We start from the raw sequence: 11,992 nt of genomic DNA, 5'->3' as shown, positions 1-11,992 counted from the left end.
CCTCGTCGTGGCTACGGAAGGTGATGTGCGAAGCTGCGCGCTACCACATGCACCCACATCTCCCGCCCGGAGGCCGGATATGGCATCATTTTTCTCCCTTGTGGCCGGGCTCGTGGTCGGCCTGGTAGCCGGATGGATCTTCCGGGGCCGCCGCGACGCGGCTGCTCACACGGCCTCCCCGCCGGCAGCGGCGATCCGGGCCACCGCCCCGGACGCGACCACCTCCGCCGCGACCACCTCCGCCGCCGCCTCGGGTGCCGCGTCCGCCGAGACGGCATCGGAGCCTGCTGCCGACACCGCGGTCGTCGCGCCGGTCCCGGCTTCGCCGGTCGCACCCGAGCCCGTCACGGGCGAGCCGGTCACCGCCGAGCCGGTCGCCGTTGACGAGCCCGTCGCTGCCGAGCCCGTCGTCGCTGCCGAGCCCGTCGTCGCTGCCGAGCCCGCCGTCGCTGCCGAGCCCGTGGTCGCTGAGCCGGTCGCCGCCGAGCCGGTCGTCGTTGACGAGCCCGTCGTCGCTGAGCCGGTCGCCGCCGAGCCCGTCGCGGTTGAGGCCGTGACCGTCCAAGAGGGCACCGTCGCCGCCGAGCCCGTCGCCGTTGAGGCCGTGACCGTCCAAGAGGGCACCGTCGCCGCCGAGCCTGCCGCGGTCACCGAACCCACCGCGTTCGCCGAGGCGCCCGCCGAGCCGGTCACCGTTGCCGAGCCGATCACCGAGCCCATCCCCGTCGCCGAGCCGGTCCCCGCGCCCGAGCCCGTCGCGGCCCCCGAACCCGTCGCGGCTCCCGAACCCGTCGCGGCTCCCGAGCCCGTCGCGGCACCCGAGCCGGTCACCGCGCCGGTCGGCGAACCCCAGCCGGTCGGCGCCGAGGCCATCGGCACGCCGGAGCCGGTCACCGCCGTCGCGGAGCCGGTCGCGGACCCGGACGCGGAGATGGCAGCCGAGCCCGCGCCGGTCACGGTCGCCACGGAGCCCGCTCAGGACGCGGCCACCACGAAGCCGCCTCAGGACGCCGACGTCGCGGAGCCGGAACTGGTCGCGGAGACCGCCGAGCCGGCGCCCGTCGCGGTCGCCGAGCCGGCCGTCGTCGACGAGCCGCTCGCCGAGACCGCCGAGGAGGCGTCCCCGATCGTCGAGCCGGTCGCCGAGGAGGCGTCGCCGGTCGTCGAGGAGGCGTCGCCGATCGTCGAGCCGGTCGTCGCGGGCGACCCGGTCCCGGCCGACGTCGAACAGCCGGACGACCTGACCAAGATCCCCGGCATCGGCCCCAAGGTCGCGATGGCGCTGGCCGCGGCCGGCATCACCACCTACGCCAAGCTCGCCGACACCGATGTGGCCGGCCTCAAGCAGGCGATCGCCGCGGCCGGTATGCGCGGCTCGGCCAGCCTGCCGAGCTGGCCGGCGAAGGCTCGCGAACTGGCCGGCACCGCGAGCTGAAGGTTGCGGTCCGGTCTCCCCGGAGGCCGGACCACCCTCGCCCGAAACGGCGGCTGTCGTGCAGGTCACCCGGAAAAGTAGCAACTCGGGAGCGGTCCGGCCGATGGAGGTGGCTGTCCGGTTGCCAACACGTTCTTCGGGAGCTCCGATGGTCACCCTCACCACCGGCACCGCCGCGACTTCCTGGGGCAGCCACGCTGCGTGGGTGCGCCTGCAGTCGTACCGGCGCCAGCTGACCGCCGACCTCACCCCGCCGCAGGCCAGCGCCCAGATCATCGCCGCCGACCGGGCGGCCGTCGCCGGCGCGGAGGCCGAGGTCGCCCGGGTCGAAGCGGCCCGCGCCGCCCAGGCCGCCGCGGCCACCCAGGTCAAGCAACTGCCGCGCGGCCGCGCCCTGGACGTCACCGTCTGAGGACACCGCCGCACGCCCCGGCCGCTGGCCACCGCCTGACGACACCGCCACACGCCCCGGCCGCTGGCCACCGCCTGACGACACCGCCACACGGCCCGGCCGAGGGCCACCGCCTGACGACACCGCCACACGGCCCGGCCGAGGGCGTCACCGTCTGAGGACACCGCCGCACGCACCGGTCCGGGATGTCATCGGCGCCACGCGTGCCGCTGGACGAGCAGGGTGAGCACCCCGGCGACGACGATCGCGATCAGGTTGATCACCAACTGCAGTGCCGAACCGGCGGCCTCGTCGGCCACCCCGTACGCGAGCGCCACCGCGGCGTTCGCGGCGGCCGGCACCGTGGTCACCGAGATCAGCACGCCGACCAGCGTGCCGGCCTTGGCCGAGGTCAGCGACAGGATCCCGGCGACGCCGCCGAGGAAACCGATCACCCACGACAGTGCGTCCGGCCGCCAGATGAAATCGGTCAGCGGCCGGTCCGCCAGCAGCATCGACCGGTTCACGAGACCGGTCACGGTGAGCAACCACACCGCGGCCACGGTGACCAGCATCCCCACCGGGAAGCCCACGCCGAGCGCGATCACTGAGCGCCGGACCAGCCGGAACTTGCCCTGGACCAGGCCGACGCAGAGGGCCGCGAGCGGCCCGAACTCCGGACCCACCACCATCGAGCCGACGATCAGGATCGGCTGGTCGAGCAGCACCCCGATGGCGGCGATGACGGTGGCGACGATCATGAAGGCCAGGAACGAGGCGGACAGCACGGTCTCCTCGCCGGTCTGCTGCTCGATCTCGTGCCAGACGACCGCGTCCACCCCGAGTCCCGGGGTGCGCCGGGCGGCCCGGTCGGCGGCCGCGCTCAGGGTGGCGTCGACGCGTTCCACCACAATCGAGCCGTCACGGTCCAGGCCGAGGCCGCGCAGCCGGTCGAGGACCGCGCTGGCGCCCTCCCGGACCACGTCGAACTCCAGCAGGTCACCGCGCGGCGACACGGCCACCCCGGGCAGCACGACCAGGTGCGTGACCGCCTTCTCAGCGGCGAGCAGCCGTTGGGCCTGACCGGACACCGCTACCGGTGCGATCACCCGTACGTGAAGCATTCGATCTCCCACCTCGGACCGTCAGTCTAGGTGGCGGCCGGCGCGACCGGCGGACCGCACGCGGCGCGGCGATCCGGCGGCAGCTGGCGCACGGCCCGGCGATCCCGCGGCGGGCGACGCACGACGCAGCGATCCGGCGGCAGGTGGCGCACGACGCAGCGATCCGGCGGCAGGTGGCGCACGGCCCGGCGATCCGGTCGGCAGCTGGCGCACGGCGCGGCGATCCCGCGGCGGGCGACGCACGACGCACGACGCGGCGATCCGGCGGCCGGTAGCGGGCGGTCCGGTGAGCGGCGCCGCGGCCTCCGGCCGTTTCCGGTACGCCCGGCGAGCGCGCTGACGGATGCCCGACACCCCCGTTCGGGAGAACGGCACGCCCCGCCGCGTCCAGGCGATGTTCCGCACAAGACCACATCGGACCTGCTAGATCGTCGCAGAACGCCCGGAACCCCGACAAAGATCAACAACGGAAGGTCACCGGACCGGAACAGTTCGTAATCCGTCAGGCCTTCCGGGGCGGCCCGGAACGTCGCACCATGGACCAAGGGTGATGCGATGAGCGGGCGACGGCTGGCGGTTGTGGTGACGGTCGAGCACCACGACGATCCCGTCCTGCACAGATATGCGGTGCCGTCGGCGGACGTGCGGTCGCTCGCCGCCGTCCTCGGCGATCCGGGTCTGGGCGGCTTCGACGTGGACTTCCTGCAGGACCCGGAGACCTGGGACACCTATCAACGGCTGCAGGCGCTGTGCGACGGCCGGACCGCGCAGGACTGCCTGCTGGTCTACTTCCGTGGCATCCTGCTCACCGGCCCGGGCGGCGGTCTCTATCTCGCCACCGCGGACACGGTCATGCAGCGACCGGCCGACACCGCGGTCGACGTGACCCGCATCGACGCGCTGATGCACCGCAGCCAGGCCGGGCAGATCGTGGTCCTGCTGGACGGACGCACCGGCGGCCCGGTCGACGCCGGCGCCTACTTCCGCGCGGCGCGCTCCGCGGAGGGCCGCAGCCGGGTGGTGATCACCGCGGCGGCCCGGCCGGAGCCGCCCACGTTCGCCGGTCTGCTCGCCGACGCCCTCCGCGGCGGGTCCGCCGACCGTGACCGGGACGGTTACGCAGGGATCGACGAGGTCTACGCCCACCTGCGAGAACGCGATCCCAGCGTACGGCACTGGGTGTTCGACTCCGGCCGCCAGCCGTATGTGGCGAGGGTCCGCCGGCCCGGCAGCGACCAGATCGCCCGGATCGCCGAACTGGCGGCGGCCGCGGCCGCCGCCGACCTCGACCGGGCCGCGCAGGCCCGGGCCGCGCTGAGCCGGCTGGCGACCGGAAACGACCGGGTCGCCGCCGCCGCGTCCGCGGCGTTGCGGCGCACCTCGCTGCGGCTCGCCGAGCCGGCGGTCGACTTCGGCCGGGTCGCGCCCGGCACCCACCAATTGACGGTACGCGTCCCGCTCACCGGCCCGCCCCTGCTCGCCCGCTCCACGGTGACCGCCTCGGGCGACGGCCTGCGCGCCAAGCTGGAGGGTGACGAGCTGCGCGTCTCCTGGTTCCCGACCGTGGGCCGGCTCACCGGCACGGTGATCGTGGACGGTCCCGCCGGCAGCGCCGGTCTGACCGTCACCGGCGAGGTCTCCGACGACGTCACCGAGCAGCCCCCGGCGCCGCAGTCCCGACCCGGACCGCCGCAGTCCCGACCCGGACCGCCGCAGTCCCGACCCGGACCGCCGCAGTCCTTCCCGGCGGCGTCCGGACCCCGGCAAACCCCGGCCGCGTCCCCCGGCGTCCCGCCGCCCGTCCCGACGCCGCCGGGCCCACCACACGCCTTCCCCGCAACGCCACCAGCCGCCGCCACCCCGCCCGGCCCACCACACGCCTCCCACGCAACACCACCAGCCACCGCCACCCCGCCCGGCCCACCACACGCCTTCCCCGCAACGCCACCAGCCACCGCCACCCCGCCCGGCCCACCACACGCCTTCCCGGCCCGGCCGGGCCCGACGCTGCCCGCTGCCGCACAAGGCTTTCCGGCACCGCCCGGCCCACCGCACACCCCCGCCGGAGCGCCGGGCCTTGCCTTGCCACCCGGCGGCGCGCAGCCGACGGCACCGCGGGTGGAGCCCGGCTACCCGCACGCTGTGCCGCACCAGACGCAGCCCGGCCCGGTCCCGTCCACGCCGCCGCAGCACCCGTTCGCTGAGCCACCCCGCGCATCCACGGGTCGGCCGGATGGTCCGCCCACGCAGCGGCATGCCGGCACCGGCGGGCACACGGCGGCCGCCGGTGCGCCCGGCGCTGTGGGCGGCACGAACGCACAGACCCCCGCACAGACCGCCCGGGGCCCCTGGTCCGGCCCGCCGCAGCGACCCGGCGCGGCGCCTAGTTCCTGGTCCGGCGAAGCCACTGAGGACCTGCCGGACCAGCTGAGCGGCACGTGGTGGACGCCGGCCCCGGAGACCGCGCGGGACCGGAATCCGGCGTCCCCGGCCCGCGGTCCGGTGGGAACGCCCAGCGGCTCCCCCACCCCGCAGCGAACCACCACCGGCGGCAGCACCGATCCTGACCGGCTCCCAGTGACTGGCGATAGTGGTCAGGTCACACCGATGTCCAGGCCGCCCAGCGACGATCCAAGCCACGCATCGTCCGCAGCGCCCGCGGGCGATCCCCGGAGCACGCAGCCCACATCTTCACCGCCCGCGAGGGATTCCCGGAGCACGCGATCCACTTCCCCACCACCCCCGAGCGATCCCCGGAGCACGCAACCCACATCCCCACCACCCCCGAGCGATCCCCGGAGCACGCGATCCACTTCCTCACCACTCTCGAGCGATCCCCGGAACACGCAACCCATATCCCCGCAGTCCGCAAGCGCTCCCGGCAACGCAGGGCCCGCATTCCCACCGCCCACCGGCGATCCCGGGAGCACGCAGCCGCACCTTGGGGTTCCCGACGCCACGCAGGCAGCCGATCGGCACGTCAGGCGGACCACAGATTCCGAAGCGGCCGGATCTGCGGGGAAGCGGTCCGCGGACATCTGGCCCGGTACACCGGCGGAACCATCCACACGCGCGGAGAGTTTCGGGCCGTGGCCAAGCTCTCCGATGTCGCCGCTGGCCGAGCCGGATCCAAACGCCGAGCCGCTTCACCCGCCCACCACCCGGAACGTGAGACCCGGCGAACCGGTCCAAGCCAGCGGCGGGGTCGAACCTCACCGCTCGGCCGGGGAGGACAGCCCGGGCGAGGCCGACGGCGGGGGCACGTTCCGAAGTTCGGTGAACAGCGCCGCCGCGGACGGTGCGGGTGGGAGCGATCCCGAGGCGACCGCGGGGCTGACCGGAATTGACCACTCCGCACAGTTCGTCGAGCCGGCGGAGGCCGACAGCTGCCCGGCCGCAGAGTTCGTCGAGCCGGCGGAGGCCGACAGGCGCCGGGCCGACGACGCCGCGACGCGGGCGGATGCCACACCGGCCCGGTCGGATGCGTCGGCGCGCGGACCGGCTACCGGCGTACCAGAGGATTCTGGAAGCAATGGGAGCACTCCGGTACGACGCGAGCCGCCGGGAGAGGGATCCGCGGGCGATGACCTCCCGCACAGCGGCGCTGGTGGCGGCCCCACGGCCGGAGCCGCGGCGGGTGGATTCGTCGGGGGGCTGATCGGCAGCTGGCTTCACTCGCCATCAGAGCGGCAGAAGCGTTCCGCCACGCCGGAGGCCGGACAGCCCACCGACGGCGGGCACGACACGGAAGCCACCCACCCCGTCACGAACAACGGCAGCGGCAGCGTCACTGGCAGCGGCCGTGGCGGTGGCAATGCCTCCGACGGTGGCACTCCCGCCCGTGGTGGCACTCCCGCCCGTGGTGGCACTCCCGCCCGTGGTGGCACTCCGGCCAGCGGTGGCACTGCCACCCGCGGTGGCACTGCCGTCGGCGGTGGTACCGGCGGGGCGCGCCCCGGTTCGTCCCCGGGCGAGTCGGCGGGCGGTAGCGATTCTCGCAACGTTTCCCGACCGGAACCGGGTGCCGGTCCGGTCTCCGAGAGAGCGGAGACGGCGGCGTCTCCGGTGCCGGATCCGGCCCGCATGCGCGGGCCCGGTGGCACCCGAGACACGGCGCCGGCTCATCCAATCGCGGGTGGAGGGCAACCGGTGGGCGACGCGGAGCATGTGGCACCGACTTCAGGCAGTCCTGCGGGGCCGTGGCCGGGTGACCGGACTGCTGGGGGCCGCTTCCCCGAGCAGACCCAGCCCGATGACCGGACTGCCGGAGCCCGCTTCCCCGAGCAGACCCAGCCCGATGCCGGATGGCCGGCGGGATCTGTTCCCGGTCACGGTGGAATGGCTGATCCCGGCCGCGGGGTCCCGGGGGGCTCCTGGCCGGGCCGCCCAGAAGTCGCGGACGCGGGTGGGCAGCCGGGGCTTCCGTGGGAGGCCGGATCCGCGGCAGCCGCAGCCGGGGGCTGGCCACGTCAGCAGCCGGGACCGGCGGCGCCGGGGACACGTGACGAACCGGTCGCGGCATCCGGATCCGGCGTCGAGCTGGGCGCGCCGGGAACGGGACCGGCCGGAGTGCTGCCCGGGCACGGCGGGTGGAACGGTGCGGACGACTGGGCACAGGGTCCCGCCGGAGTAGCGGGGCACCCGGGATGGCCGCAGGACACGAGTGCCTGGCCGCCGCAGCCCGCCAGCAGCGGGTGGTCGCAGCCGGCGGGCGGGGGCGAATGGCCGGGCGCGCATCCCGGCGCGGGCCGGTGGCCGGGTGCGGCCGACCAGCATGGCCCCGGCACGGCCGGACCCCGGGAGACATCGGCCGGGGCGACCGGCTGGCCCGGCGAACATGGAACCGGCGGGCAGCGCGACGCCGTGGGGCCCGCGTTCCCCGGCCCGGCAGGCGGCGACCTCGCGGGCGGACACTTCGCAGCGCCAGGACCCGCCGGCGGCAGCCCGGCGAACGAAGATTTTGCCGCCGGGCATACCACGCAGCCGTGGCCGACCGATAACGACCCGTCGGGCGGTCACTGGGCCGAGACGTGGCCGGGCGGGGGCGGGCCGGCGGGCGGCAACCTCGCGGGCGGCCACCCGACCGAGACCTGGCCGGCCGGAGACGCGCCGGCGGGCGGCAACCTCGCGGGCAGCCACCCGACCGAGACCTGGCCGGCCGGAGACGCGCCGGCGGGCGGCAACCTCGCGGGCGGACGCTTGGCGGGTTCCGGCCCGGCCGCGAGCGGCGGCCTTGCCGGCGACAACGCCACCGGGCCGGGGCCTGCCGGCGGTGGGCGCGGGGCCGGCTGGGCCGGGGCACCCCCGTGGCAGGAGGGCGGGGGCAATGCCGCCTGGCCCACGTCACCGGCCGGATGGCCGAGTTCGCCCAGCTGGCAGCCGCCGGGAGGGGCGCCGCCCGGGGCGGGCGGGGATGCGGCGTACGCGGAAAGTCCCTCGGCGGGCCGGCGGCGCCTGCGCGTTGCCGGCGTCCTCATCCTGGCGTTGGTTCTCGCGGCGGGGGCCTATCTGGGCATCCGGTACGTGTCCGGGAAGGACAAGCCAAGTGCGGCTCCGACGACGGCCGCGCCGCAGCAGCGCGGGAGCGTGCCGACGCCAGCGTCGCAGCAGGGCGGGAGCGTGCCGGGGCCGGCCGGCCCGGCGGAGTCGGCGCCGGCCGTGCCGGCGAGCCTGGCCGTACCGGTCGTGGTGGACACGATCGAGGGGGTCGGGCGGGAGCCGGAGGGCGTGGTGGTCGCCCCGGACAACCGGACCGTCTACGTCGCCGACCAGGGCGCCCGGCGGGTGTTCTTCATCGACGCGAGCAGCCGGAAGGTCACCGCCCTGGAGGTGCCGATCACGCCGCGGTTCATGGCCCTGTCCGAGGACGGCGGGCGGCTGTACGTGTCGATGTTCGAGAACGACTACAGCGCCAACGGGATGGCGCTGATCGACACCGCGAAACGCAGTGTGGTCATGTCGGTGACGACCGGCCCCCGGCCGTTCGAGCCCGGGGTCGCGCCGGACGGGCGGGTGTGGCTGCCCATCCACAACGGCGCGCGGGTGGAGATCTACGACGGCGGCACGCTGGCCAAACTGTCGCAGATCAGCGTGCCGCCGAATCCGCACTGGGTGGATTTCGCGCCGGACGGCTCGCGGGCGTACACCTCGGATCACGAGTCGAACCGAGTGTCGGTGATCGACACGAAGAGTGAGAAGGTGCTGTCGAACATCCCGGTCGGCCGGTCGCCGCACAGTGTCGCGGTCACCCCGGACGGGGCGACCGTGGTGGTCACCAACTATGACGTCAACACCGTGGAGACCTACGACACCAAGACCCTGAAACTGACGAAACGCTACCGGGTCGGCAAACTGCCGCAGGCGGTGATCGTGTCGGCGGACGGCGTCCATGCGTACGTCGTGAATGAGGGCTCGGACACCGTCTCGGTGCTGAACCTGATCGAGAAGCAGGTGACCGCCACGGTCCGGGTCGGCGACAGTCCACGGGTGATCGCGGTCTCCCCGGACGGCCGCCGGCTCTACGTGACCGCGGGACGGGACGGCGCGGTCACCGTGCTGAAGGCGGCCGAGCAGTGAGGCCACCGGGGGCTGACAGCAGCCGCACAGTGAGCCACCGGGAACTGACAGCGGCCGGGTAGTGAGGACACCGCGGACTGACAGCGGCCGGGCACTGAGCCACCGGAGCCTGGCCGGGCACTGAGCCACCGGAGCCGGGCGAGGCCACGCCGACCGGGGTGGCGGGGCCGCCCGCCGCGCCCGGATGATCCGCCACAGCGGGCGCCCGCCGCGCCCCGATGTTCCGCCACAGCGGGCGCCCGCCGCGCCGGGATGATCCGCCACAGCGGGCGCCGCGGCCGCTCGGGACGCGGTCCCGCGCCTGCGGTCAGGCGCGGAAGTAGTGGCCCTCGTCGAGGTCGGCGATGAGGTTCGGGTGGCGGGGGGCCCAGCCGAGCAGCTCGCGGGTCACGGCGGCGGATGTCGGGTTGTCCAGCTGGACCAAGCCGGCGAGGAAGCCGAAGAAGGCGCCCGCCTCGTCCGGGGTGATGCTGCGAACCGGAAGGTTCAGGTGGCGCCCGATCGCCGCGGCGATCTCGGCGAACGGGACGCCCTCGTCGTCGACGGCGTGCAGACGGCAGCCGGCCGGGGCCTTCTCCACGGCGAGCCGGTAGAGGGCGGCGGCGTCCCGGGTGTGCACGGCGGGCCAGCGGTTGGCGCCGTCGCCGACGTAGGCGGCGTAGCCGTGGGCGCGGGCCGCGGCGATGATGCTGGGCAGGAAACCGTGGTGGTCCAGCGAGCTGTGCACCGTGGGGGTGAGCCGGATGCTGACGGAACGGATCCCGCGTGCGGCCAGCCCCGCCACGAAGTTCTCCGCGTCGGTCCGGTAGCCGCCGGCCAGCACGTCGTGCTCGGTGCTGGTACGCCCGGCGATGCCACCTTGCCCGAGCACGGCCGTGCCGGACGTGTTGATCAGGGGTTTTCCGGATCCCTCCAGGCCCGCGGCCAGCGCCTCCAGCGCTGCCCGGTCGGCCTCGGCGGCGCCGGCGAGGTCCCCGCTGAGCATGAGGTCGTGGCGGAACGCCAGGTGGATGACGCCGTCGGACGCGCCGGCCTGGGCGCGCAACAGGTCGCCGTCGGACAGATCACCGCGGCACGCCACCGCGCCCAGTTTCTCGATCGCGGCGGCGGACGCGTCGGAGCGGGCCAGGCCGACGACGCGGTGCCCGGCGTCGAGCAGTTCCGGCACGACCGCGGACCCGAGGTGGCCGGAGGCGCCGGTCACGAATACCTGCATGGTGGTTCCTTCCTGAACCGTGATGTCACCTTGTGACATCACCATATCCCGTGATGTCACCATGCGACATCCCGGCGGCGGATTTGATGTCGCGAAGTGACGGTGAGTACTGTCACGCGCATGGCCCGCTGGCAGCCCGGAACGCGCGACCGCCTCGCGGCGGCCGCCCTGGAGTTGTTCCGCGAGCGGGGGTTCGACCAGACCACGGTCACCGACATCGCCACCCGCGCCGGGCTGGACAAGCGCACCTTCTACCGGCTCTTCGGCGACAAGCGGGAAGCGTTGTTCAGCGGCGGCCAGATGCTGCAGGACATGGTGGTCGAGGCGCTGACCGAGTCGGACGCCGCGCCGTTCGACGCCGTCGTGGCGGGCTTCGACCGGGTCGCGCGGGAGATCTTCGCCGATCGGCTCGAGTTCGCCCGGGCCCGTCAGTCGATCATCGCGGCCAGCCCCGAGCTGACCGAGCGGGAGCTGCACAAGATGGCCTCGCTGGCGGCCGCGGTGGCCGCGGCCCTGCGGGCGAAGGGTGTCGGCGACACCGCGGCGACCCTGGCCGCGGAATCGGGCTGCACGGTCTTCCGGGTGGCGTTCGCCCGATGGGTGTCCGAGCCCGGCGCCGAGCCGCTGGCGGACCTGATCGCCGAGGTCACCGCCGAGCTGCGGGCGGTGACGTCGGCGGCCTAGGGAGGTCTGCGACCCGGAGACCGCGGGATCGCCGGTAGCCGGCGCGACGGCCGGGCGCTCCGGCGCGCCGGCGGTCGCGGCGGTCAGCCGGCTGGCGGGCTGACCGCGTGAGGCGGAGTTCGCCGCACCGGCGCGCAGGGCCGAACGGCCGTGGCAGGTTAGGAAAGCCTTACTTACGGTGGGCGCGTGGCACCACGAATCTCTCGGCAGGCCCCGTCCTCTCGGCAGGCTCCGTTCCCTCGCCAGGATCCGTCCTCCCGGCAGGCTCCGTTCCCTCGGCACGCCCGGTTCCCTCGGCAGGACCCGCCCGGTTGCGCCGTTCTGGCGGACCTGCGGCCGGGCAGCCGCACCACCGTGCTCGGCGTGACCTCGGGCGCGCCGGAGACCACCGCGCGCCGTCTGGCGGATCTCGGTTTCACGCCCGGCACGGCGGTCGAGGTGGTACGCCGGGCGCCGCTGCGCAATCCGGTGATCTACCGGGTCCGCGACTACGAGGTGTGCCTGCGCCGGGAGCAGGCCGCGCTCCTGCGGGTCGCGGAGACGGCACGGTGAGCGCGTCCTGCCAC

General features: G+C 74.9%; 8 protein-coding genes. 5 read left to right on the top strand and 3 right to left on the bottom strand.

Features of this window, described 5'->3' with window-relative positions; translation table 11 throughout:
* Positions 1 to 7 precede the first annotated feature (7 nt).
* Entirely contained in the window at positions 8 to 1,435 is a 1,428-nt protein-coding gene (locus tag ACTEI_RS10795; protein ID WP_145830850.1) for a helix-hairpin-helix domain-containing protein, read from the top strand.
* A gap of 148 nt (positions 1,436 to 1,583) precedes the next feature.
* Positions 1,584 to 1,847: a hypothetical protein gene (locus ACTEI_RS10790; RefSeq protein WP_122977525.1), complete on the top strand. Its 264-nt coding sequence runs from the start codon at positions 1,584 to 1,586 to the stop codon at positions 1,845 to 1,847.
* A 188-nt stretch (positions 1,848 to 2,035) separates the two neighbouring features.
* Here the strand turns inward: ACTEI_RS10790 and ACTEI_RS10785 are convergent, their stop codons facing one another.
* A complete protein-coding gene (locus ACTEI_RS10785; protein WP_122977524.1) occupies positions 2,036 to 2,950 on the bottom strand; it encodes a DUF389 domain-containing protein in 915 nt (304 codons plus the stop codon).
* Between the two features lie 474 nt (positions 2,951 to 3,424).
* A complete protein-coding gene (locus tag ACTEI_RS10780; RefSeq protein WP_164465909.1) occupies positions 3,425 to 4,387 on the bottom strand; it encodes a hypothetical protein in 963 nt (320 codons plus the stop codon).
* Between the two features lie 4,149 nt (positions 4,388 to 8,536).
* On the opposite strand from ACTEI_RS10780, the gene ACTEI_RS36890 reads away from it, so the two are divergent.
* Entirely contained in the window at positions 8,537 to 9,526 is a 990-nt protein-coding gene (locus ACTEI_RS36890; protein WP_164465908.1) for a YncE family protein, read from the top strand.
* 307 nt (positions 9,527 to 9,833) lie between these two features.
* Here ACTEI_RS36890 and ACTEI_RS10765 read toward each other — a convergent pair whose 3' ends face one another.
* The gene (locus ACTEI_RS10765) at positions 9,834 to 10,742 is read right to left on the bottom strand and encodes an SDR family oxidoreductase (protein WP_122977520.1); all 909 of its coding nucleotides are present in this window, start codon (positions 10,740 to 10,742) and stop codon (positions 9,834 to 9,836) included.
* Between the two features lie 120 nt (positions 10,743 to 10,862).
* Between ACTEI_RS10765 and ACTEI_RS10760 the strand changes: the two genes are divergently transcribed.
* Positions 10,863 to 11,426, top strand: coding sequence for a TetR/AcrR family transcriptional regulator (locus ACTEI_RS10760; RefSeq protein WP_122977519.1), 564 nt, complete (start codon positions 10,863 to 10,865; stop codon positions 11,424 to 11,426).
* 363 nt (positions 11,427 to 11,789) lie between these two features.
* Positions 11,790 to 11,978: a FeoA family protein gene (locus tag ACTEI_RS10755; RefSeq protein ID WP_239082304.1), complete on the top strand. Its 189-nt coding sequence runs from the start codon at positions 11,790 to 11,792 to the stop codon at positions 11,976 to 11,978.
* The last annotated feature ends 14 nt before the right edge of the window (positions 11,979 to 11,992 follow it).

Origin of the sequence: Actinoplanes teichomyceticus ATCC 31121 (genome assembly GCF_003711105.1) — a bacterium.
Classification (GTDB): Bacteria; Actinomycetota; Actinomycetes; order Mycobacteriales; family Micromonosporaceae; genus Actinoplanes; species Actinoplanes teichomyceticus.
The sequence above is the reverse complement of the archived record's forward strand: the minus strand, read 5'-3'. Positions and strand labels throughout refer to the sequence as shown.

Coding starts and splice junctions, on each gene's coding strand:
- ACTEI_RS10790 (WP_122977525.1), top strand. CDS start 1,584: ATGGTCACCCTCACCACCGGCACCGCCGCGACTTCCTGGGGCAGCCAC.
- ACTEI_RS10785 (WP_122977524.1), bottom strand. CDS start 2,950: ATGCTTCACGTACGGGTGATCGCACCGGTAGCGGTGTCCGGTCAGGCC.
- ACTEI_RS10765 (WP_122977520.1), bottom strand. CDS start 10,742: ATGCAGGTATTCGTGACCGGCGCCTCCGGCCACCTCGGGTCCGCGGTC.
- ACTEI_RS10760 (WP_122977519.1), top strand. CDS start 10,863: ATGGCCCGCTGGCAGCCCGGAACGCGCGACCGCCTCGCGGCGGCCGCC.